The 22,765-nt window shown below is 40.9% G+C and carries 18 protein-coding genes and 3 pseudogenes; 13 read left to right on the forward strand and 8 right to left on the reverse strand.

What is annotated here, in order from left to right; translation table 11 throughout:
• Nucleotide 1: 1 nt before the first annotated feature.
• The 3 genes from Q9312_RS02925 to Q9312_RS02935 form a co-directional block, all read right to left on the reverse strand.
• Nucleotides 2-919, reverse strand: coding sequence for an efflux RND transporter periplasmic adaptor subunit (locus tag Q9312_RS02925; protein ID WP_309203044.1), 918 nt, complete (start codon nt 917-919; stop codon nt 2-4).
• A gap of 18 nt (nt 920-937) precedes the next feature.
• Nucleotides 938-2,233 carry a TolC family protein gene (locus Q9312_RS02930; protein ID WP_309203045.1) on the reverse strand — a complete coding sequence of 432 codons (1,296 nt, stop codon included), beginning with the start codon at nt 2,231-2,233 and terminating at the stop codon, nt 938-940.
• A gap of 74 nt (nt 2,234-2,307) precedes the next feature.
• Complete coding sequence (locus tag Q9312_RS02935) at nt 2,308-2,667, reverse strand: hypothetical protein (RefSeq protein WP_309203046.1); 360 nt, start codon at nt 2,665-2,667, stop codon at nt 2,308-2,310.
• Nucleotides 2,668-2,852: 185 nt separating this feature from the next.
• Here Q9312_RS02935 and Q9312_RS02940 point away from each other — a divergent pair, with 185 nt between their 5' ends.
• Nucleotides 2,853-3,221 carry a MerR family transcriptional regulator gene (locus Q9312_RS02940; protein WP_309203047.1) on the forward strand — a complete coding sequence of 123 codons (369 nt, stop codon included), beginning with the start codon at nt 2,853-2,855 and terminating at the stop codon, nt 3,219-3,221.
• Here Q9312_RS02940 and Q9312_RS02945 read toward each other — a convergent pair.
• Nucleotides 3,195-4,355, reverse strand: a pseudogene (locus Q9312_RS02945) (IS3 family transposase). The gene Q9312_RS02940 and the pseudogene Q9312_RS02945 overlap by 27 nt on opposite strands.
• Before the next feature lie 197 nt (nt 4,356-4,552).
• Here Q9312_RS02945 and Q9312_RS02950 point away from each other — a divergent pair.
• On the forward strand, nt 4,553-7,528 hold the full coding sequence (locus tag Q9312_RS02950) for a Tn3 family transposase (RefSeq protein WP_309203048.1): 2,976 nt from the start codon (nt 4,553-4,555) through the stop codon (nt 7,526-7,528).
• Between the two features lie 13 nt (nt 7,529-7,541).
• Here Q9312_RS02950 and Q9312_RS02955 read toward each other — a convergent pair whose 3' ends face one another.
• Complete coding sequence (locus Q9312_RS02955) at nt 7,542-7,907, reverse strand: hypothetical protein (RefSeq protein WP_309203049.1); 366 nt, start codon at nt 7,905-7,907, stop codon at nt 7,542-7,544.
• 316 nt (nt 7,908-8,223) lie between these two features.
• Between Q9312_RS02955 and Q9312_RS02960 the strand changes: the two are divergent.
• Nucleotides 8,224-9,384, forward strand: a pseudogene (locus Q9312_RS02960) (IS3 family transposase).
• Between the two features lie 175 nt (nt 9,385-9,559).
• Here Q9312_RS02960 and Q9312_RS02965 read toward each other — a convergent pair.
• On the reverse strand, nt 9,560-9,856 hold the full coding sequence (locus Q9312_RS02965; protein WP_309203050.1) for a hypothetical protein: 297 nt from the start codon (nt 9,854-9,856) through the stop codon (nt 9,560-9,562).
• Nucleotides 9,857-10,212: 356 nt separating this feature from the next.
• Between Q9312_RS02965 and Q9312_RS02970 the strand changes: the two genes are divergently transcribed.
• From Q9312_RS02970 to Q9312_RS02985, 4 genes are all read left to right on the forward strand, one after another.
• Nucleotides 10,213-11,553, forward strand: a complete 1,341-nt coding sequence (locus Q9312_RS02970; RefSeq protein WP_309203052.1) for a site-specific integrase — start codon at nt 10,213-10,215, stop codon at nt 11,551-11,553.
• Nucleotides 11,554-13,080 (forward strand): site-specific integrase, encoded by a 1,527-nt coding sequence (locus Q9312_RS02975; RefSeq protein ID WP_309203053.1) that lies wholly within the window; start codon nt 11,554-11,556, stop codon nt 13,078-13,080.
• A gap of 4 nt (nt 13,081-13,084) precedes the next feature.
• Nucleotides 13,085-13,324: a hypothetical protein gene (locus tag Q9312_RS02980; protein ID WP_309203054.1), complete on the forward strand. Its 240-nt coding sequence runs from the start codon at nt 13,085-13,087 to the stop codon at nt 13,322-13,324.
• A 105-nt stretch (nt 13,325-13,429) separates the two neighbouring features.
• Nucleotides 13,430-14,470 (forward strand): IS481 family transposase, encoded by a 1,041-nt coding sequence (locus Q9312_RS02985; protein WP_309201277.1) that lies wholly within the window; start codon nt 13,430-13,432, stop codon nt 14,468-14,470.
• 380 nt (nt 14,471-14,850) lie between these two features.
• On the opposite strand, the pseudogene Q9312_RS02990 reads toward Q9312_RS02985, so the two are convergent.
• Nucleotides 14,851-16,011: pseudogene (locus Q9312_RS02990) on the reverse strand (IS3 family transposase).
• Between the two features lie 41 nt (nt 16,012-16,052).
• On the opposite strand from Q9312_RS02990, the gene Q9312_RS02995 reads away from it, so the two are divergent.
• The 6 genes from Q9312_RS02995 to Q9312_RS03020 all read left to right on the forward strand — a co-directional run bounded on the left by Q9312_RS02995 (nt 16,053) and on the right by Q9312_RS03020 (nt 21,719).
• Nucleotides 16,053-17,897 (forward strand): hypothetical protein, encoded by a 1,845-nt coding sequence (locus Q9312_RS02995; RefSeq protein WP_309203055.1) that lies wholly within the window; start codon nt 16,053-16,055, stop codon nt 17,895-17,897.
• Nucleotides 17,890-18,324 (forward strand): hypothetical protein, encoded by a 435-nt coding sequence (locus tag Q9312_RS03000; protein ID WP_309203056.1) that lies wholly within the window; start codon nt 17,890-17,892, stop codon nt 18,322-18,324. The genes Q9312_RS02995 and Q9312_RS03000 overlap by 8 nt, the downstream gene beginning before the upstream one ends.
• A gap of 148 nt (nt 18,325-18,472) precedes the next feature.
• On the forward strand, nt 18,473-18,631 hold the full coding sequence (locus Q9312_RS03005) for a transposase (RefSeq protein ID WP_309203057.1): 159 nt from the start codon (nt 18,473-18,475) through the stop codon (nt 18,629-18,631).
• A 251-nt stretch (nt 18,632-18,882) separates the two neighbouring features.
• Entirely contained in the window at nt 18,883-19,182 is a 300-nt protein-coding gene (locus Q9312_RS03010; RefSeq protein ID WP_309203058.1) for an IS3 family transposase, read from the forward strand.
• A gap of 627 nt (nt 19,183-19,809) precedes the next feature.
• The gene (gene ltrA / locus Q9312_RS03015; RefSeq protein ID WP_353961551.1) at nt 19,810-21,333 is read left to right on the forward strand and encodes a group II intron reverse transcriptase/maturase; all 1,524 of its coding nucleotides are present in this window, start codon (nt 19,810-19,812) and stop codon (nt 21,331-21,333) included.
• 101 nt (nt 21,334-21,434) lie between these two features.
• On the forward strand, nt 21,435-21,719 hold the full coding sequence (locus tag Q9312_RS03020) for a DDE-type integrase/transposase/recombinase (protein ID WP_309203060.1): 285 nt from the start codon (nt 21,435-21,437) through the stop codon (nt 21,717-21,719).
• A gap of 278 nt (nt 21,720-21,997) precedes the next feature.
• On the opposite strand, the gene Q9312_RS03025 is transcribed toward Q9312_RS03020, so the two are convergent.
• Nucleotides 21,998-22,690, reverse strand: a complete 693-nt coding sequence (locus Q9312_RS03025; protein ID WP_309203061.1) for an Abi-alpha family protein — start codon at nt 22,688-22,690, stop codon at nt 21,998-22,000.
• Nucleotides 22,691-22,765 lie beyond the last annotated feature (75 nt).

Here is a 22,765-nt window from a genome sequence, read left to right on the forward strand (position 1 = left end):
CCTAATGTTCATGTTCCGCTTCGGATTTTTCGATGTCGGCTTTTATTAGGTAACTGTTGGTGCTGACGTATTCCTGCCCCTCTGACACACCTGACAGCACTTCGACGAAATGATTGTCACTGCGTCCAAGCATGAGAGGTACAAAGTGATATTCATCCCCAGCTTTAGTAAAAACACCTATTTTACCGCCCAGGGTTTGAAGCGCTTGTTTCTCAACCGTTAGTTCCGCTTGAAATTGCTCGATAATAATACGTCCCTCAACCAATAAACCTGGCGTCAGATTACTTGATTGGTTATTAATTTTTACGCGCGCTAATAAAAATGGCTTGTCTAAGACAGGAATAACATGGGAGATGGTGCCGTTCAATTCGAATCCATTTGCCTCAATCAACACAACTTGTCCGTCACGAACCTTAGTTTGTTGTGATGGATATATTCGAAATTCAGCCCATAGCGTCTCGAAATTGGCGATAGAAAACAGTATTTGATCTTGTGTGACTTCACCGGTATTGGCATGGCGCTGAATAACCGTTCCTGATATGGGCGCTTTCACCGTATAGTTATTCAAGCTTTCGTTAGACTCGATCTTAGCCAACAAATCGCCTCGATTGACCCGATCTCCTATCGATTTCTTGACGGATTTAATTAACCCTGAATAGCGCGCACGAACATGGCTCAACTGCTCAGGCCCGGTTGCCAGACTGCCGTAAACTATAACGCTTCGGTTTACAATGTTTGAAGACGCTATCGCAGTTTCAATACCAACGTTTGAAGCCATTTCCTTGTCAATTTGGGTTGATTGATCGTCGTCGTGTTGTCGCTCTTTATCATGCTCGTGCTGCCCACTAGCTATGACAATCGTCGACACAAACAGTAATAGGCCTGACAAAAACAGACATAAAATATTGCGTTGTTTCATTATGATTATCCTGTCGATTTATCGATGTGTTTTACGCGAATAGCCATAGTCAGCTATGGACTCTGCTGTGAGTTGCTCGATGATCACCTGATTGATCAAAGCAGAACGCGCCGATTCGATAAGTTGTTTTTTTGCAGCAAGAAGTTCCTGTTGAGCCGCGATAAAGTCTTGATACTTTAAGCGGCCTCGTTCATAAGCATCTCGTGTAAGTGCCAGTGCATTTTCGAGAACAGGAATCACAGCTTCACTTAATTTCCGGTAAACCGTGATGTGTTGCTGCCGTTGGGAAAAGGCGTTGAATACTTGTTCATGTAAGGCAAGTAAATGATCCGTTCGTCGATAGGCAACGGAATTACTTTCTGCCAATGCAGCGTTAACTCGGCTCTTATTCCTACTCTCACTGAACAGAGGCATGGAGAATCCCGCTGTCAGTGATGTATCCCTACTGTCCTGAGCGCGCTTTACTCCCAATTGCCAAGAGAAATCGGCTTGATTCTCAGTTTTCGCCAATCGGATTTCCGCTTGTTTTAGCCGCATTTCACTGGCAAAAACTTGCAAAGAAGGAGAACGCTTCACTTTCTCAAACAACGTATCAAAGCTAAGGTCGCTACCAAACGCATACAAGTTACCTTCAAGCTCAAAATCTTTGCGCGATGTATCGCCCCAAAAACGCGCGAGCGCCACTTGTTGGCGTAGCAACTTTTGTTGCAAGCTGAGCTCTTGAACCTGCGACTGCACCAGCTGAGCCTTGGCTCGCATGACTTCGGCATCCGAAGCCGCGCCGCGTTCAGCTCGCTTTTTTACTACCTTGTAGAATGATTCCGCAAGCTTGATAGCTTCTTTAGAAAGTCGAAGCTCCTCTTGAGTCCCTAAAGTTTGAATAAACCTCACTGTCACTTCACCAAGAATATCAAGCGTTTGCGCTTGTTGCTCAAACTTGAAACGCTCCAAACGCGCATCCATCACTGATAATCGTGATTGACGTTTATCGCCCAACTCAATCACTGAGGATAATGCGACGGTGATCTCAGCGTTGTTCTCGCCCTGAGCATTACCGCTCCCAGCGATGTTCTCAAGGTCTACACCGAACTCTACCCCTGGCTTTAACTGACTGGTCTCCCGAAGTGACTCCAAGGTTTGCCGTTGAAAATCAAATTGGTGTAGCTGAGGATTTTGCTCCAGCGTTTTTTGTAGAACCGATTTTAATGTCAGGCTCTGTTTTGGTGACTTGAAAGTTTCAGTGCCACCATCATTTGCCCACGCACTGCCTACCGCACAGGCGAGCAAAAATAGAGAAACGATAGGTTTCTTCATAAAAGTACCTCATGAATAAACTGACTAGCTGTCCAAAGAAAAACACTTTGGCCTGGTAAAAGTAGAATTACTGTCTAGCTTATTGGGGGAGGGTTATCTTGTGACGGAGTGATAGAAAGATAAGTGTTTCGATAACCGAACTTTTTGTCGCGCGAACTGGAAGAAAATAAGTTTTCATTGACGTTTGGAAGATAAACTTGTGCAACGCCATGGCAATGACAACAGTGATGACAGTCAAATTTATCTAACTTGGCTTGCAGGTTACTTGTCACCTTCAGCTCATCGGGTGAAGAGTTGTTGGATTGTTCGTGAGAGTGCTCAAAAGTAAGGTGTTCACTGCCAGATTGATGAAATTGATGGGAATCCCATACTCCAGCGACCGATTGCAGTGCAACCAAAAGCATTAATATGTAGGCAAAGTTATGTCTTCTCATCAACTGATACTTAGTAATCATTCATATTATTTAGCGAAATATAGACTAACAAAATTCGCGATGGTTTCAATTTATGTCACTCTTTAAATGACTATTAGATTATCTATCACCGGGCTCTTGAGCCTATACATCCATAAGGATAAACTCTATAGTAACTATAGAGTCAAGGTTTTTTGAGTACATTTATGAAAATTGGTGAACTGGCAGAACGTTCAGGCTGCTCCATTCAAACCATTCGCTACTATGAAAAGCTGCATTTGCTTCCCGCGCCTAGCCGCAGCAAGGGCAATTTTAGACTGTATAAGAGCGACTCATTAGAGCACCTTAAATTCATTAAACGATGTAGAGACTTAGATTTAGCGCTGACTGAGATAGGTCTGTTAATGAAAATCAAAGCCAAGCCTGAGCTTGAGTGCGATAGCGTAAATCGAATAATTGATACACACCTGGAGCGAGTGGAATCTAAAATTGCTGAGTTTAAGCAACTGAAATCACAGCTAGTAAACCTAAGAGATACTTTGTACTGGTCAAGTCCAACCGGACACTTTCTTTAGAGAGTTTTCATAGTTAATTGGCGATAAATCACCGTTACTAGAATGCAGCCTTTCGAGGTTGTAATACTTCATGTAAGCTGCGACATCTTTTTTCATGTGTTCTCTGGTTGGTTGATGGACTTTTAAAATCCAGTCGTGCTTTAAACTACCAAAGAATCGCTCAACCACAGCATTGTCCCAACATGCGCCAACGTCACCCATGCTAGCCCCTCATATTGTAACTGGCCAGCAATTTTCGATAGTGATTGCTGGTATATTGAGAGCCGCGGTCACTATGAAATACGCAGCCTTTACTCGGCTGCCTCAAGTTATAGGCTTTCATTAACGCCTTGCTCACCAAGTCAGTCGTCATGCGTTTATCAATATGCCAGCCGACAATTCGTCTGGAATATAAATCCATGACAACCGCCAAGTACATCCAGCCTTCACCAGTCTTCAAATATGTCACATCACCGGCCCAAACTTCGTTCGGAGCAACTGGATTGAAGTTTTGATTAAGCAAGTTATCAGCAACCGAATCGCTGTGTTTTCTTTTCGTTGTTACCTTATAAGCCAATCTTTGCGTCACAAATAGAGACAGTTCTTTCATTAATCGACTGACTCGCCATTCGCCAATTTCAAAACCTTCCTGGCGAAGTTTTTTTGTCATTTCTCGACGCCCAAGACTCTGCCTACTCTGCTCAAATAAGCGTTTCATTCGATTCTTGATACGCCATTCATCCACATCAAATACGGGCTTTTCTCGATGCTTCCAGTCATAAAATGCTGATTTACTGACGTTTAGCAAGCGACAGAGCATTCTGACAGGATAGTGACAGGCTTCTGACTCAATAAACTCATACTTCACTTCATTTCTTTTGCAAAGTATTGGCTGGCTTTTTTTAAAATCTCTTTTTCCATACGCAATTCTTTATTTTCTTTTCGAAGACGTAATAGTTCGGCTCTTTCATCTTCCGAAATAGAGCTTTCGCCTGCATCTGATTCTAGCTTTTCTTTCCAGCGATATAGCATATTCGTCGTAATTCCTAACGATTCAGCTGCTTTTGACACCGAATATCCCTGCTCAGTAACCAGAGCTACCGCATCTTCTTTAAAGCTTTGATCAAACTGTCGTCTTGACCTATTCTTGCTCATCGGTACACCTCAATAAGTTAATCTAATTATCTCTTATTTAAGTGTCCGGTGTCATTAAACCACTACACTTGTTCGAATACTCATAAAGCAAAATATTGCGGAATTTTGAAGCAATTGTCTAAAAATCAGTAAATATCAAAAAAATTGCTCTGACTGTTGTGCTAACAGCATTACCTTAAAAAGAATAAAAAATTGCAATGACAAGCATCTATGAAACCGCCTACCCAAGATTTAAATTAAACCTCTCCGAAAAAGACATCAAAGAGGTTTATACACCGACCCCGGAAGAGCTTGAGTTAATTAATCGCCACGCCCATCAAACGATGGGCAAGTTGGGTCTGTTAATTAACTTGAAAGTCGTTCAACGCCTGGGCTACTTTGTTTCGGTCAAAAGCATCCCCAAAGCCATAGTTCAACACCTGGCAGTCTGCATTAACTTAAAACGCATTACGCTTTCCCAACTCACTCAATACGATCGTTCAGGCGCTAAACAGCGTCACATGAAGATCATCCGATCGCACCTTAATATTTTACCGTTTAATAAAACCGCCAAAACCTTAGTTGAACAAATCTCAACAAAAGCAGCGAAAACCAAGAATGAATTGGCAGATATAGTGAATATCGTGATTGAAGAATTGGTGCGGCATCGCTTCGAATTACCCGGATTTACCACCTTATTAAAAGCAGCCAAACAAGCAAGGCGTCAGATTAACAATCAGTGTTATCAATCCATTTACGAAAAGCTGACTGTCCAAGTAAGAAGTGAATTAGATACGTTATTGGAAAAAACATCCAGCGAGAGTGGTTGGCAACGGCTCAAACGTGAACCCAAGTCGCCCACTCAAAAAGAAGTCAAACGATTCATAAAGCACCTGCACTGGCTTCATTCGTTCATTGACGACTTACCGGACATCAACGATATTCCTGTGGCCAAATATCAGCTTTTTGTGCTGGAAGCACGTTCATTGGATATCGGTGATTTAAGTCGAGTAAAAGCCAGCAAACGGTATTGTTTGATGGTGGTTTTTATCCATGCTCAATTTAAAGCGGCGATGGATGACATTGCCGATATTTTAATTAAGAAAATTCGCTCGATGCACACCAAAGCGCAACAGCGCCTTCAGGCGTATCATCTGGAGCGAGTCAAAAGAATCGATCAACTGATTGGTCAATTTAAGAATGTGATCAACGCTTATCAGGATGGTCAGTCGAATCGTCAAAAGGTTGATAATATTGAGCACGTATTCAATGGCAAAATGGAACAAGTTCTGTCGCAGTGTGAAGAACACCTTGCCTATGCAGGCAATAACTACTATCCATTCATGCTCTCCCAGTATCAATCATTGCGCCCAGTGCTGTTTAACTGCCTGGATATTTTGAATGTTCAATCCGCATCGAATGACGATTCGATGATTAAGGCGATTGAGTGGATGCAGGAGCATCGTAGCAGCCACAAAGAGTTTGTTTCGATCCTAAGTGATGGAGGATTAAGAAATCGCATCAACCTCAACTGGCTTCCCGAAAAATGGCGCAAGCTGGTGTTTAGTTTCCCGGAGGAAGGCTCTTCACGTTCGATGGTCCACCGAAAGTACCTGGAGCTTGCCATTTTTTCCCAAGTGATGAATGAGTTACTGTCGGCTGATTTGTTTGTCAAAGACAGCGACGCGCATATGGACTATCGCGAACAACTGGTTGATACAGAAACGTATGACAAGGAAGTGGAACACTATGGCGAACTGGTGGGTTTATCCACCGATGCCGATGAATTCGTTTATGTCTTTAAGACCGAGCTGACAGAAACTGCTCTCTTAATCGATGAAAGTTTTCCGGAGAATGCATACGCAAGCTTCACCGACAAGGGTTTGGTCGTCCACAAATACTCAAAAAATACCGACAAACAAGCCATCGAGCGAGTGGATGAACTCATCACCGAACGGCTGGAGAAAGTGAGCATAATGGATGTGCTCGTGGACTCTGAAAAATGGCTCGATTTGTACAAAATGTTTAAGCCTATTTCTGGATTCGACAGTAAATTAGACGATCCAAGAAAACGATTCATAACCACCTTATTTTGTTATGGTTGTAACCTGGGACCGTCGCAAACGGCTCGCTCAGTAAAAGGGCTGTCACGTAAACAGGTCGCCTGGTTGAATCTACATTATGTTACCGAAGAGCGACTGGAAAAAGCGCTTGTCAGTGTTATCAATGCCTACAATCGATTTCAATTACCAGGTTTTTGGGGTTCCGGTAACAGTGCGTCGGCGGACGGAACCATGTGGAACGTTTACGAGGAGAACCTGATATCTGAATACCATATTCGATACGGAGGGTATGGGGGACTCGGCTATTACCATGTTTCAGATAAGTACATCGCATTGTTCAGTCATTTCATTCCCTGTGGAGTGTATGAAGCGATCTATATTCTCGACGGCTTACTCAAGAACGAGTCCGATATTCAGCCCGATACGCTTCATGGTGATACGCAGGCACAAAGTACACCGGTATTTGGACTGGCTTATCTACTGGGAATCAACTTAATGCCCAGAATACGAGACATCAAAAAGCTGATCTTTTACCGGCCTGAAAAGGGTGTAAAGTACGAGCACATCAATTCACTGTTCGGTGAAGCGATAAATTGGGAGCTGATCAAAAAGCATTTGCCGGACATGTTGCGAGTTGCGATCTCGATTAAAACAGGAAAAATCACAGCCTCAACCATTTTAAAACGTCTCGGTACTTACAGTCGTAAAAACAAACTTTACTTTGCTTTCCGGGAACTGGGGCGGGCAGTGAGAACGAATTTTCTCTTAAAATTCATTGGTGATATTGAGTTACGGCATACCATCAACGCCGCAACTAATAAAAGTGAAGAATTCAATGGATTCACTAAGTGGTTATTCTTTGGTGGTGAAGGCATGATTGCTGAAAATCTAAGGTATGAACAGCGGAAAATTATCAAATACAATCAGCTGGTCGCTAACCTGGTGATTCTGTATAACGTCGATGAAATGACCAAAATTCTGAATCAATTAAAACAAGAAGGGTATGAAATAACGGATGCTATATTGGCTGGGTTATCGCCGTACCGTACCAATCATATCAACAGGTTTGGGGATTACACCTTGGATCTAAAACGCAAGGTAGCGCCAATGAACTACAAAATAAAAATATAATTAAATTAATGAGTTACAAGCGAAGTGGCTGCATTTGATCGTAATCCCGGCCAACCCTCAATTTATTAAACTCATTAATGAGAAAGCTTACCGTCTTACGTTGATACTGGGTTTTCGATCGCTTCATCGCATCAGCACCCTTGGTATAGGCTGCTGGCAATGAAAGAACTTCAAGTAGTTTGAACTGAGTGCCACGATTTAAAAGTTGAGCCACTTCCTTAACTTGAAGTAGGGCAATTTCCTGAGCTCGAAGTCCTAACTTAAAGCTAACTTGCATGATCGCAGTGTTTTTCTCAGGATGGCGGTGCTGTTGAATTACCTCAAACAGGTGCCGCTTTTGGGCAGGAGTGAGAACTCGGGCTTGACCTGATCTAGGCATGATTGTGACTCAAAATAGGGGCTTTAATAATCCGTAATAATGATATTTTAACGGATTATACTGAGAGGGCTAACGATTTTTTCATATTTCTTATTTTATCTAATTCAGATTAAGCTAGTTGAATCAGCTCAAATAGAGCGAGCTTTATTTCGTCCTTTTCAGATAAAACTGGTACATCTTGAACTTCGTCAGTAACACGCAAAGTCTCATCTGTTAAGCCTTTTAAGATTTGAGAGTTTTCAAGATCAGTGTAGTGGTTTAATGACACCGGACACTTAAATAAGAGATAATTAGATTAACTTATTGAGGTGTACCGATGAGCAAGAATAGGTCAAGACGACAGTTTGATCAAAGCTTTAAAGAAGATGCGGTAGCTCTGGTTACTGAGCAGGGATATTCGGTGTCAAAAGCAGCTGAATCGTTAGGAATTACGACGAATATGCTATATCGCTGGAAAGAAAAGCTAGAATCAGATGCAGGCGAAAGCTCTATTTCGGAAGATGAAAGAGCCGAACTATTACGTCTTCGAAAAGAAAATAAAGAATTGCGTATGGAAAAAGAGATTTTAAAAAAAGCCAGCCAATACTTTGCAAAAGAAATGAAGTGAAGTATGAGTTTATTGAGTCAGAAGCCTGTCACTATCCTGTCAGAATGCTCTGTCGCTTGCTAAACGTCAGTAAATCAGCATTTTATGACTGGAAGCATCGAGAAAAGCCCGTATTTGATGTGGATGAATGGCGTATCAAGAATCGAATGAAACGCTTATTTGAGCAGAGTAGGCAGAGTCTTGGGCGTCGAGAAATGACAAAAAAACTTCGCCAGGAAGGTTTTGAAATTGGCGAATGGCGAGTCAGTCGATTAATGAAAGAACTGTCTCTATTTGTGACGCAAAGATTGGCTTATAAGGTAACAACGAAAAGAAAACACAGCGATTCGGTTGCTGATAACTTGCTTAATCAAAACTTCAATCCAGTTGCTCCGAACGAAGTTTGGGCCGGTGATGTGACATATTTGAAGACTGGTGAAGGCTGGATGTACTTGGCGGTTGTCATGGATTTATATTCCAGACGAATTGTCGGCTGGCATATTGATAAACGCATGACGACTGACTTGGTGAGCAAGGCGTTAATGAAAGCCTATAACTTGAGGCAGCCGAGTAAAGGCTGCGTATTTCATAGTGACCGCGGCTCTCAATATACCAGCAATCACTATCGAAAATTGCTGGCCAGTTACAATATGAGGGGCTAGCATGGGTGACGTTGGCGCATGTTGGGACAATGCTGTGGTTGAGCGATTCTTTGGTAGTTTAAAGCACGACTGGATTTTAAAAGTCCATCAACCAACCAGAGAACACATGAAAAAAGATGTCGCAGCTTACATGAAGTATTACAACCTCGAAAGGCTGCATTCTAGTAACGGTGATTTATCGCCAATTAACTATGAAAACTCTCTAAAGAAAGTGTCCGGTTGGACTTGACCAGTACACAGAGACGCTTCTAAAGTCAAAACCTCCCATACCAGAATAATAAATCCAGTGGAAACCTCCAAAACGATCTTTACCCAAACGAATAGGTGCCGGTTTTGTATTGGCCAGGCGTGTAATTTTAGCTTCAATTGTTTCGGTACTGGTCATATCAGAACACTCTTGGTGCTTATTTACGCATAAACTTATCTAAGTAGCTTATAGAAGAATTAAAATGTTTATTAGGAGTTACCATCCAATGCTGCATTAACTTTTCGCTATGACCAACCAAGGCACAGACTTCCTTATAGACTTGAACTTCAAGCAATGTTTTTTGAACAGCTTTTCGTTGGAGAATGGCCGAATCACTTTTTGTCTTATTTAATTCTGACGCAGTGATTCCGATAGATAGTGCAGTAGCTTCATCAGAAAGGCCTAGCTTCAACGAGCCTTTCGTTATCAAATTTAAGTCCGAATCAACCATCAAGTGAGACACCTTTTATTATCCATAAATAGGCATCAGTTATATCTACGGACGCCTAACAAAGTCCAGTATTAGTTAGGATCATCGATTTCATACTTTTTCGTAAAATTTCACATAGTTAAGTAATAAATCTCCATACATTTATGTAAACGTCCAAAAGGCTCATAACGAGCCTCTTTTCTTCGGCCCTATATGCGCATAATATATATTATGTTAAATAACCTGTATGGGTTAATCTAGTTCATAACCATTTTAGATTAACCCTAAATCAATAACTTATCTATTTACCCCTTCACAATGTAAACACTACTATCTGTAACGGATAATTTCTTCATATTGTAAATAGATAGGATATTTAAATGTATTCAATTAAGAGATTTAAATTTAGGAATAATGACGCGTGTTTGCTGTTTGATGACATTAATCCGGTGATGTATGCGTTACTCTACTTTTCAGATCGATTAACCTCAAAAGCGCCATCCACACAATATGCATCATTCCAGGCGATAAAACTGTTCTATCAATATTGGTATGCCAAATTCGGTGTATCTTTTTGTAACTCATTCTATCAAGCCGATCATAATCCAGAACTCGCCGTGATTGAATTTACAGATTTCTACAACGGATTATGTTCTAGAAATCCTAGTCATTTGAACGAAAATACTCAAATGAGTCCCCAAACCGCCGATATTAGAGCCAAGGCGGTTATTCAGTTTTTAGAGTATTTAGTCGATAGATATATCTCTGGATATTACTTAGATGAACCTGCTCAGTCTATAAACGAACGAAGAAATTGCCTTGTTAGAAAACTGAAAAGCCATCGTGAGTCTATTAAAACTGGGAACCATTCCGTTTTCGGACGTCCCTCACAATATATGTTCAAGTCGCTTTCCAGAGAAATGGTAGCGGAAATATATCGAATTATTCAACCTGACAATCTTAAAAAGAAAAATAACCTTAATCCTTTCAAACGAAAAGATATTCAACTAAGAAACTTTCTTATCATCAGATTGCTCCTGAACTATGGCTTGAGGGTTGGTGAATTATTATTACTCGAAAAACAATCTATAAAAACCAATATAACGAACAGTAGTTACAATCTTATAATCTCGAATTTATCTGATGTATCAGAAGACCCAAGACGAATTCGACCGAGAATTAAAAGTAGTTATTCTGTACGAGTTATTGAATTAGAAAAGTCTGATTATGAATTTTTGATGATTTACATGCATGAAATAAGATCTCAACAATGCAAGCACCAGATACTTTTTTCATCCCAAAACACACCGTTCTCCCCTTTAACTTACGAATCCATAAGAGCCGTTTTTAAAGGTATTGATAGAGTTTTTTCTGTAGAAAGTCCCGAGTTCAAAGATTCAAACTATGTTGACTCTATCGAGTCTTTCACGCCACACGTTGCTCGTCATACTTGGGCAACAATGACGTTAAGCTACCTTTATAAACGTATTGAAAGTGAGCGTGTATTTAAACAGCGCACTATTCACTCTAATCAAAGCTCAGTACGAATAATGGACGAAGCAAAAGAACAGCTAAGGACAATGGGAGGTTGGTCTTTGAAAAGCGCTATGCCAGATCGATATGCAAAAAGATTTCTTTCAGAACAAGCTAATAAATCGAATATCCAACGCATTCAAGCAGACCTGTCATTTGGATTGGCTTTAGAAAAACAGGAGCAATAAATGAGACAGTTGCAACTATTAGATAAACAAGATTCTATTCTTAATGAAGACCAAGTTTTATTCATTAAAGGTTTGAGTGTACCAGCTAGATTACACCTTATAAGGGCGGATAGATATGATGATAAACAGATCGACACATCGGGCGAAAAGTGGGTGTACTATTTTTCGGGCTATACAGAGTCAATAAATTTTGAACGTCTCCCCTCTCCTCTAAGGAACTTAGTGAAATATTCTTTTTACTTATACTGCCAGGTGAACAGCCCAACAAAATTAAGCACTCAGTTTAGCTCAATTTACTCTTATTTAAGTGGCGTAAAGAAGGGAGAATTCAACTACAAATGCTTATCGAAAAAACTAAAAAGCATAGAAAATTCAACTTCGTTTTATTGTTGTATTAATTTCTTAAAAACACTGTGTAAACTAGAACTTCCAGGTTTTAAGGAAACTGACTTAGATAGCCTTCTGTTAGTACCCAGACCAAAAGATGACAAGTGGCTCGTTTATCAAAATGTTGACTTAATCCTAGATGAACCGGTAAAAAATATGATCGTTCAAGGATTATGGGAAGTGGCCTCTAAACTTGATAAGTCAATCAGAATTTCTACGCAAGAGTTAAAGTACTGCTCAATTCTGGGGTTATGTTATACAACCGGCGCTCGCCCAGTCCAAATTTCAAAATTGTCTTGTAGTGACTTAGTAAGAGATACTAAAGGCGATAATAATAAACCTGCTAGGTTTTCTCTAAAGCTACCGTATGCAAAACAACAAAAACTAAGGCCAGAAAGAATTCTTATAAGTTTGCCTTATGAATTATCTAAAATAATATTGGCATATGTCCGTCAAAGTTATCTTTCGGGGGAAGATAAGTTATTTGAGTTGGGGGCCCAGTCAGTTCAGCAAATAAGATACGCAATAAACAAACAGATGCTAAGTTTTGCTTCAGAGGACTTTCAAGAAAAAGTCAAAAATGGAGACGCGATTCAACCAATTTATACGTCAACCGATTTTCGACATAATGTTGGTCATTCACTGGCCATGCAAGGAGTCTCTGCATCTGAAATTGCACACATACTTGGCCACTCCTCTCTCGTAGCTGCTAAGCATTATATTCTCTCAACGCCTGAGCTAGCACAAATAAGATCAAAGGTTTTGGGGACTAACTCTGCATACCAGCAGATGATTGCAATGATGCTTACAGGAGCTATCACCACATCAAAATCTTGGGATAAAAAGAAAGTAGCTGGATTCATCGGAGACAAGCTCCACTCGCATATAGGAGGTTGTAGCTATAAAGACGATTGTCCATTTAGTCAGGTTAGAAGCTGCTATTCCTGCTTATACTTTCACCCATTTAATGATGGTAACCACAACGATGTATTAAAGTCCGTGGAAAGCGAGTTAGGAGAATTGATCGAGTTGTCTGATTCAGTCGGTAACTCCAAAAATCCAGTGATTAACATACAGTCCAATACACATAACGAGGTTCGTTCAGTATTGACTAGGTGTCGACTTTATAACGGGGAATAAACTAATGAAAGATCACTATGAAAAATTCGATACATTCCTAAATGAGCAAAAATCATTTTTCAACGAAGAACTTGCTAATACTTGTAGTTTTAATTGGGAAGGCAGCGTATGGATTGGTGGAACTCAAACTTCCGGCTGGCTAGCTGGAAACAGAAAAACTCCTTATAGATTTGATAAAGGCACAAGAATAAAAGGTATTGGCACTTTCAAGATAGAAGAGATTAACTACCAACACTTTATGTGAATTAGTCTCGACTTAATCTGACACATCAACTTGAAAAAGTGAGAGTTACCCGTTTTGATTAAAGGTGTCGAATCTTTAAATCAGAACGTTATAGAGGTAACTCTCATGCTACATACTAACAACCCAATCATAAAACACAAAGCTGGTTTACTTAACTTAGCAGAAGAACTCGGGAACGTATCGAAAGCCTGTAAGGTAATGGGCGTATCACGAGATACATTTTATCGCTATCAAGAACTGGTCGAAGAAGGCGGTATCGATGCCCTTATCAGCAAGAGCCGTCGCAACCCAAATGTTAAAAATCGCGTTGATGAAGCCACAGAAACAGCGGTTATCAATTATGCCATTGAGTTTCCGGCACACGGCCAACACCGAACCAGTAACGAGTTGCGAAAGAAAGGAGTCTTTGTATCAGGGAGCGGTGTCCGGTCGATATGGCTCAGGCATGACCTAGAAAACTTTAAGAAGCGCTTGAAGGCACTGGAAGATAAGGTTGCTAAAGAGGGCATCATACTGACCGATAGCCAAATAGCTGCACTTGAGAAGAAGAAAAATGATGATGAAGCCTGTGGTGAGATTGAAACAGCTCACCCTGGCTACTTAGGCTCACAAGATACCTTTTATGTCGGTAACCTAAAGGGCGTTGGACGAATTTACCAACAAACCTTCATCGACACTTACAGCAAAGTTGCCTTTGCCAAACTCTACACCACAAAAACACCTATTACCGCAGCCGACATACTTAATGACAAAGTGCTACCTTACTTCCAGCAACATGAGTTACCCATGTTGCGAGTATTAACGGATCGCGGCACTGAGTATTGTGGAAAAGTTGAACATCACGACTATCAGCTGTATTTAGCAATCAATGACATCGAGCATACAAAGACTAAAGCAATGTCACCGCAAACCAATGGTATCTGCGAACGATTCCATAAAACGATATTGAACGAGTTCTACCAGGTTACATTTCGGAAGAAATTATACAGTTCACTGGATGAGCTTCAAAAGGATCTGGACGAATGGATAGTTTACTACAATAATGAACGCACCCATCAAGGAAAAATGTGTTGTGGACGAACGCCCAATGAAACATTAATTGATGGTAAGAGAATTTGGGCTGACAAAAATCTAGCTCAAATCTAAACTGACAGACACCAATTGAAAAACGGGTAACTGTCAGATTAAGTCTGAGCTAGTACACTTTATGAAAGCTATTTTCGTGTTTTTTTATCGAGCGAACAACTTAAATGTTTCACTAGCCACACATACCGCAAACTTAATCATACTAAAAAGGTGGTTCTATACCCTATCGACTACTATCCCCCACTCTCATCCAATTTATTTAAGCACTGATACATTGAAAGAATCTATCCGTATCCTGTCTGAAAATACCAAAAACCTTAGTAACCTGTCAGACGCTATTGGAAGAGCGACAAAGTTACAAGAGTATATTAATAGGTTTGCATTTTGTATAACACCTCTCTCTTTCATAAATGATAATAAATATAAGAACTATGTACTGGTCAAGTCCAACCGGACACTTTCTTTAGAGAGTTTTCATAGTTAATTGGCGATAAATCACCGTTACTAGAATGCAGCCTTTCGAGGTTGTAATACTTCATGTAAGCTGCGACATCTTTTTTCATGTGTTCTCTGGTTGGTTGATGGACTTTTAAAATCCAGTCGTGCTTTAAACTACCAAAGAATCGCTCAACCACAGCATTGTCCCAACATGCGCCAACGTCACCCATGCTAGCCCCTCATATTGTAACTGGCCAGCAATTTTCGATAGTGATTGCTGGTATATTGAGAGCCGCGGTCACTATGAAATACGCAGCCTTTACTCGGCTGCCTCAAGTTATAGGCTTTCATTAACGCCTTGCTCACCAAGTCAGTCGTCATGCGTTTATCAATATGCCAGCCGACAATTCGTCTGGAATATAAATCCATGACAACCGCCAAGTACATCCAGCCTTCACCAGTCTTCAAATATGTCACATCACCGGCCCAAACTTCGTTCGGAGCAACTGGATTGAAGTTTTGATTAAGCAAGTTATCAGCAACCGAATCGCTGTGTTTTCTTTTCGTTGTTACCTTATAAGCCAATCTTTGCGTCACAAATAGAGACAGTTCTTTCATTAATCGACTGACTCGCCATTCGCCAATTTCAAAACCTTCCTGGCGAAGTTTTTTTGTCATTTCTCGACGCCCAAGACTCTGCCTACTCTGCTCAAATAAGCGTTTCATTCGATTCTTGATACGCCATTCATCCACATCAAATACGGGCTTTTCTCGATGCTTCCAGTCATAAAATGCTGATTTACTGACGTTTAGCAAGCGACAGAGCATTCTGACAGGATAGTGACAGGCTTCTGACTCAATAAACTCATACTTCACTTCATTTCTTTTGCAAAGTATTGGCTGGCTTTTTTTAAAATCTCTTTTTCCATACGCAATTCTTTATTTTCTTTTCGAAGACGTAATAGTTCGGCTCTTTCATCTTCCGAAATAGAGCTTTCGCCTGCATCTGATTCTAGCTTTTCTTTCCAGCGATATAGCATATTCGTCGTAATTCCTAACGATTCAGCTGCTTTTGACACCGAATATCCCTGCTCAGTAACCAGAGCTACCGCATCTTCTTTAAAGCTTTGATCAAACTGTCGTCTTGACCTATTCTTGCTCATCGGTACACCTCAATAAGTTAATCTAATTATCTCTTATTTAAGTGTCCGGTGTCATTAAACCACTACACTATTCGAATCGCACAAATAAGACAAAGAAGCTTGAAAAGCTAAAAAAGGAAGAGTTTATAGACGACAATCACAGTGATGATGAAAAGCTAATTACTATTAAAGCATTTATTAATGTGATTGACTTAATGGGAAAAGCAACTAGCACTGGCGAAAAGATTCTTCTGAATCTTGTATTTTTACTGATCGTGACAGGTTTTCGTTCTATTGAGTGCATCACATTACGAAAAGATGCGCTTGTTAAGAGGCCAATAGTAGATGTTTTAACTAAAGAGCAACTGATAAAACAAGGGCAGCCGCAATATTCATTAGGGATTAAATATATTGGAGCTAAAGGAACAGGCGAAAGAATACATTGGGTAGAGCCGTTAGCTGTACCTCTAGTTGAGGCAATATTTGATAACACACTAAAGCTATCCGAAAAAATGCGTAAAAAGATTGAGTATTTGCGAGTGAAATCACAGCGCGATTATTTGCCAGAAAGTCTAGATAATATTCCAAGTACTGATATAGAAATTGGCGACACAATTGAAAACTTGATTACTACAGAGTGCTCTCGCCCTGGAATCGGTTCGTTAAGGGATCGGTTATATAAAGCTTTCAACTCTGCAAGGCTACCAATAAGTAAGGAATTAAGGCCAGGTAAAAAATACGATATCGAAAGGTACTATAGTAAGGTTGAAATAAATAGATTTATCGCTTCGAAATACGGTGAAGATGCGAATGCAGTTGAACAAAAGTTGACTTATCGCTGGAGCACTTCTGGGAAAAAATATGAGATTAAATATGAAGATCTTCTTTTCATCCACGAATTTGGTTCCACCAAGTTTGCGAGAAAACAGATCTTGACTGCTGTAGTCATTCCCTTTTCCAATCCTTTAATAAACAATTTCTTAGGATTTGGCGGAAATAAGTCTGCGTTTGAATATTACAATTTGATCGAGGATGATGGTTCCTATACTCGCCTAAAAAGCCATATGCCTAGACATAATATCAATACGTTTTTGGCAATCGCTGGACTATCTGAACACTTACAAGCCATGCTTATGGGCCGTATAGATATCACTCAGAATGAACACTATCAACATGTTGCTATCAAGCATATTAGAAAAGCTACATCGCTGATTAGCTTAGCCACTATTCCTAAGTCTAATAGTGAGATTTCAGAAAAGACTGAGTCAAAAATCGATTCAAGCAGTCCTATCGACTATATTCGAAATAATGGCTTTATCAAGATTAATCCAGAACATGATCTGGAAGCAAATTTAAAAACCAACCTTCATACTTTTGATAATAGAGAAGACATAGCAAAGCACCTGGAAAGCACAATGTCTGACACTTTTTTATCTGATGTTAAAAGTGCGTTTGACGAATTTACTGATAGGTCCAAGAAATTAGAAGCGAAAGAACTTATAGAGCGACATGCAACTCTCCACCCTCTTCCGTTAGGCTCTTGCAACAGGAATGTAGCAGCGAGTGGCTGCCCAACAAGGTTGAAGTGTCAAAGTGGTGAATATTGCGAAAGTTTTGAACTAACGGGGCGAATAGATGAGCATTCGAAGCTTAATGCTTTAAGAGAAAAACTCCAGGAACAATTCAAACAACTTGAACAGCTAGCAGTTGAAGATGATTCTTACACTTTCGCTAGGAATCAAATGAGCAAAAACCTTGATAACTTAGCTAGGCTAGAGAGAATTTCACTGTTGACTGAGACTAAAAGACAAATAGCGAAAGTTCGACATTATAAATCAGAAGAGAAAGTTACTACGTTAGCTGACTTGTTTGCAAGAGAACATTTAAAAGGAGAGCAAAATGCATAGAGGAAAAAAACTTGACGATGCGATTGAAAAAGAACTAATGCTCATGCTTAAAGAAGGCTTTGAACACTCCCCTATTACGCCCAAAAACCTTCATGACAGACTTAAACACAGAAATTTAGTCAAAGGTGGCCTGAGCACTCTAAGCACTGCAAATCGCAAGAAACTCATAGCTCTTTATACAGAAGAGCAACTCAAACCACTGAGCCTCAATACTAAAGAGAAGCAGCTATTTGCTAACCGTAAAACTCGGAAAGCTCTAATGGCGAAGAGTGCTCAGTTAAGAGCTACTATTGATAGCTTGGAAGATAAGTTGAGATTAAATACACAAACTTTGATAAATATTATTCAAGAAGTAAAAGTCAAAACCCCCGTGAAAATTGAACATTTATTGGCACCGCATCTTATTGACTTGACACATTCAGAATAGAATCTGCCGCTGGGAAACTAGCGGTGTCTCTTATTACTAGTATGCAGTCTTTGTCAATTTGTTATTCGGTAAGTTTCTTCATACTGAGGCTTACCCCATTTAACGGATACAGATTTCTTAGGTACAATTGCAGAAATGAGGTATCCAAATGTCAAAACAAAAATATTCTAAACAATTCAAACTTGATACGGTTCAGCTAGCAATATCAAGTGATCGCAGCACAGCTTCAATAGCCCAAGAATTAGGTGTTAACCCTAATTCTCTTTATAGCTGGGTAACAAAGTACCGTAGTGAATTACTTAGCTAGGAACTAGAACTTACGCCAGAGCAAGAACTAAAACAACTCAGGAAAGAAGTGGCTGAGCTCAGGCAGGAGAAAGAAATATTAAAAAAGGCAGCCTACTTTGCGAAGCACCAAGCGTAAAATATCAGTTTATTAGTGAACATCCAGAGTTTAGTGTTTATCTGCAATGCTAAGCGCTGGGTGTCTCCTACCCTGGTTATAACGATCGGCAAAGTAGGCCTCCGAGTGCCCGACAAGTCGAAGATGAGCGCCTGTTGAGTAAGCTTGTTGAGTGTTTTAATGGTACTGTACAAACCTATGGTGTTCCAAGATTGACGACCGAACTTAACGAGTTGGAAGAGCACGTTAATCACAAACGAGTCGCTCGTCTTAAACGAGAGAATGATATTTATCCTAAGCAATACAAAGGATTTGTCATCACAACCGATTCTAGTCACGGAAAGCCGGTAGCAGAGAATTTGCTTAACAGGAATTTCACCGTTGATAAGCCAAACCAGATCTGGGTAAGCGATATAACCTATAGTGTGCCCGGAATCCGGCACTTGCATGGATAGCATAAACGGATCACGAATCTATCAGGAATCTATACATTCTAAACAGGAGTGAAGGAGGTATAGCGTCATCTAGTTGGGTAGGTGACTGAGTCTGAGCGGCAGTGACCTATCGTATGCTGATGGGGTGATGTAACCCGCTGACAACGGGAAGTGAGGCGAACTCATTAAGCCAAGATGCTTCTCTAGACTGAGTGATGGAAGGATGAAGAACATGAACCGATTAATTCGCGTCTATGGGCTGAAACGTCGCCACTGCCTACATGGGTTAACAGGCAGTGTGATGCAGAAGTGAACAATATGAAGCGGTATCACTTCCAAATTGCTTCGCTATATGTACGAGTGAAAGCAAGGGACAAGCACCAAACCGCAATTCGGTGTTTGAGTATCACCATCTTACAGAACGATAAGGGTAAAGATTGCGATCGGCATCCTCCTCATCATGCTTGAGTTCGGGTAGATAAACCGGGGAAGGTCTATTTAGATTTTAAGGGAGCATGACCCCGATGATAAATAGGCTGGCGGAGTGCTCGTAGTAGTCTGAGATGTGGAGAGCGCATTACATGGCGAAGGGGCACAGTTTAATTGATTTGCGTCAGCACGCTAGCTGACCTAACAAGGTGAAGACCTTTGATAATCAGTGAAATGCAACGCAAGTTAGCAACATGGGCGGATAACGATAAGACGAAACGGTTTGACCGTTTAATGCGGCTGATAAGCCATATCGATTGGCTACGTGAAGCCGCACGTATCACCTTATCGGCCAAAGGCGCGAACACGCCGGGCGTGGATGGAATAAGCAAAGTGCAGCTTGAACAGAGCTTGGATAATTATCTGTTAACCATCAGAAGTGAATTGTTATCAGGCGACTACCAACCTCAACCAGCAAGACGTATCTATATTCCAAAAGCGAAGGGTAAACAACGTCCTTTAGGCATTCCCACGCTTCGTGATCGAATAGTACAACGTGCCATGCTCATGGCAATGGAGCCAATATGGGAGAGTGATTTTCATCCTCTTTCCTATGGTTTCAGGCCAGAGCGTAGCGTGCATCATGCTATTCGCACAGTGAAACTGCAATTAACCGATTGTAGAGAAACAAGCGGACGATGGGTAATCGAAGGTGACTTATCGAGCTACTTTGACACGGTCCACCATAAGTTATTGATGCAATGCGTGCGTAAACGGGTCAACTGTCGTCGCTTTCTTGACCTGCTTTGGCGGTATATGAAAGCGGGTCATGTTGAAAAGAACCTGTTCTATGCTACTCATCAAGGTGTGCCGCAAGGTGGCGTTATCTCGCCATTATTGTCGAACATCATGTTGAATGAGTTCGACCAATACTTGAACCAGTGCTACCTGAGTAAAAAGGCACGCAAAGACCGTTGGTACAATAACTACAGTCTCAAACGAGGACGCAAGCCTCTAAATGGTGAAACACGGACATGGATGCCCGCCGTGGCTTTCTGCCGATATGCGGATGACTTTGTCGTGATAGTCAAAGGCACTAAGCAAGAGGCTGAAGCCATACGTAACCAATGCAAATGCTTCTTAGAAGGTAAGCTCAAGTTAACACTGAATATGGACAAAACCCATATTACCCATGTTAATGATGGTTTCACCTTCTTAGGGCACCGCATTATCCGTAAACGCGGACCCAAGGGAAATATGCGAATAGTGACGGGGATACCGAAAGACAAATGCAAGTCTTTTACCCGCTCACTAACCAACGAACTGTCTACAGATCACAGTTGCAGTGCCGTTGATAAGATAATCAAACTCAACCAAAAGCTGAAAGGCTGGTCACAGTTTTATTGTTTTACTGACTACACGGCTAAAATCTACGACAAGGTAGACCGTGCTGTATTCTGGAAACTGGCACATTGGTTAGGAGCTAAGTTTAAAGCTAGCATTAAATCTCTAATGAAAACGTTAATACGCAGGCCATCGCCAGAGATGGCGAAAACATGGACTTACTTCGGTAAATCCAACAATGGTGTGGTAACTGGCGCATCACTGTTCCGTCTTGTGAGCAGCGCCAAGATGCGGTTCCGTTGGCGGCTGCCTGAGTCTAATCCATATGGTCGCGTTGAAGCGCGAAACACGGTCACTTCTAAGTACAAAGATGTTGCTATGGCCTTCGGCTGCAATTAAATGGAGAGCCGGATGCGCTGAAAGGTGCACGTCCGGTTCGGAGAGGAGAGGCTGAGAGATAGTTCGACTACGCTCAGTCTCTTACTCTACTCCCCACGAGTATGGGATGGATTTATTTAGCTCTTGTGATTGACCTGTACTCTCGAGCGGTCGTTGGTTGGCAGCTAGCCGACCACATGAGAGCTGAGCTCGTTTGTGATGCGGTCCAAATCGCCCAAGTTCGTCGAGGTTGTATACCAAAGCTTTTCCACTCCGACCGAGGGAGTCAGTATGTCTCTGAATCGCTTGAAACGATATTGGCTGATGTCAACATCAGCATGAGCCGTAAAGGCAATTGTTGGGACAATGCGGTCGCAGAAAGATTCTTTGGCACTTTAAAAACTTAGCATGTAAACTTTGAAAACTATTTTAATCTGAGGGAAGCAAGAACGAGCTTGTTCCGTTACATCGAAGGGTTTTATAATCGGAAGCGTCGGCACTCTCACCTGGGCAATAAAGCTCCTATGATATTTGAAGAGTCGGCAGCTTAATTTTGTATCCGTTTTTAGGGGTAAAGGTCATACTGTAGATCAAACATATTCTTTATATGCTACTCGTATAGTCCTATTCCAGTTACAACACTTCAGTCAGTACTCTATTAGTTATTGTGGGACTTACGCGCCTGTTAATTGGTTTTGCACCCATCTAGTAGAGTAGTTCCTAGGTGTGAAAGACGATAATTAGATTTTGGATTATTAACACGAAACCCTGAATACCCACGATCCATACTATCAATTGTTTGCTCCCAAGAATCGATAATTAATCCATGTCTAAATAAACTACTTAGTGAGAGCTTTACATCTTCCTCTTCTTTACCTACCAACCTTGAAATTTCTTCCGAATTTAACTGGTTTCCACTAATAAAGCTGTACTTTTCTTCAGTTTCTAACTTTTGTAGGCAAATCAGTATTACGGTGTCGATAGGGTCTAGCGAGGAAAGTATTTCCAGATATAGTTTTTTGATCTGGAATCTCACATTCGGATCTGTCGCATTTGCAATCAGGCCAGCCCACAGACTTCGGACGTCATCGTCATCCTCTAGAGATGCCTCCTGCAAAATTGGAAGTGCATGTTTAGGTAAAATGTTTATTGCTTTTCCCATCAACTTTCTTTCAGCGTGAATCTGTTCAATTTCATCGGATAGTTTTAGAAGGTTCTTATAACGATAAGCTTTAGCCCAATCTGAAAATGCAGAGCCTAGCTCAACAAAACCATCTCCCAACACCTTTGACAAAAATCCACCTAGCTTTTCTGAAGCCTCAATGCCTTTTGAAGCTGTCTTAGCTAATTCTTGTATAGCTTTTGATTCTTCTTTCATATTCTTCAATCCACATAACTCGTAGTTAACCAAAAAAAATGCGTAAAACAATAAGTTCGGAGTACTTGATTAACT

This window comes from Pleionea litopenaei, from assembly GCF_031198435.1.
Lineage (GTDB): Bacteria > Pseudomonadota > Gammaproteobacteria > Enterobacterales > Kangiellaceae > Pleionea > Pleionea litopenaei.

Excerpts from the sequence above, each read along its gene's own strand:
- Q9312_RS02925 (WP_309203044.1), bottom strand. The coding sequence starts at position 919 with ATGAAACAACGCAATATTTTATGTCTGTTTTTGTCAGGCCTATTACTG.
- Q9312_RS02975 (WP_309203053.1), top strand. The coding sequence starts at position 11,554 with ATGAGACAGTTGCAACTATTAGATAAACAAGATTCTATTCTTAATGAA.
- Q9312_RS02940 (WP_309203047.1), top strand. The coding sequence starts at position 2,853 with ATGAAAATTGGTGAACTGGCAGAACGTTCAGGCTGCTCCATTCAAACC.
- Q9312_RS02930 (WP_309203045.1), bottom strand. The coding sequence starts at position 2,233 with ATGAAGAAACCTATCGTTTCTCTATTTTTGCTCGCCTGTGCGGTAGGC.
- Q9312_RS02950 (WP_309203048.1), top strand. The coding sequence starts at position 4,553 with ATGACAAGCATCTATGAAACCGCCTACCCAAGATTTAAATTAAACCTC.
- Q9312_RS02935 (WP_309203046.1), bottom strand. The coding sequence starts at position 2,667 with ATGAGAAGACATAACTTTGCCTACATATTAATGCTTTTGGTTGCACTG.
- Q9312_RS02955 (WP_309203049.1), bottom strand. The coding sequence starts at position 7,907 with ATGCCTAGATCAGGTCAAGCCCGAGTTCTCACTCCTGCCCAAAAGCGG.
- Q9312_RS03025 (WP_309203061.1), bottom strand. The coding sequence starts at position 22,690 with ATGAAAGAAGAATCAAAAGCTATACAAGAATTAGCTAAGACAGCTTCA.
- Q9312_RS02970 (WP_309203052.1), top strand. The coding sequence starts at position 10,213 with ATGTATTCAATTAAGAGATTTAAATTTAGGAATAATGACGCGTGTTTG.
- Q9312_RS03020 (WP_309203060.1), top strand. The coding sequence starts at position 21,435 with ATGGGATGGATTTATTTAGCTCTTGTGATTGACCTGTACTCTCGAGCG.
- Q9312_RS02980 (WP_309203054.1), top strand. The coding sequence starts at position 13,085 with ATGAAAGATCACTATGAAAAATTCGATACATTCCTAAATGAGCAAAAA.
- Q9312_RS03000 (WP_309203056.1), top strand. The coding sequence starts at position 17,890 with ATGCATAGAGGAAAAAAACTTGACGATGCGATTGAAAAAGAACTAATG.
- Q9312_RS03005 (WP_309203057.1), top strand. The coding sequence starts at position 18,473 with ATGTCAAAACAAAAATATTCTAAACAATTCAAACTTGATACGGTTCAG.
- Q9312_RS02985 (WP_309201277.1), top strand. The coding sequence starts at position 13,430 with ATGCTACATACTAACAACCCAATCATAAAACACAAAGCTGGTTTACTT.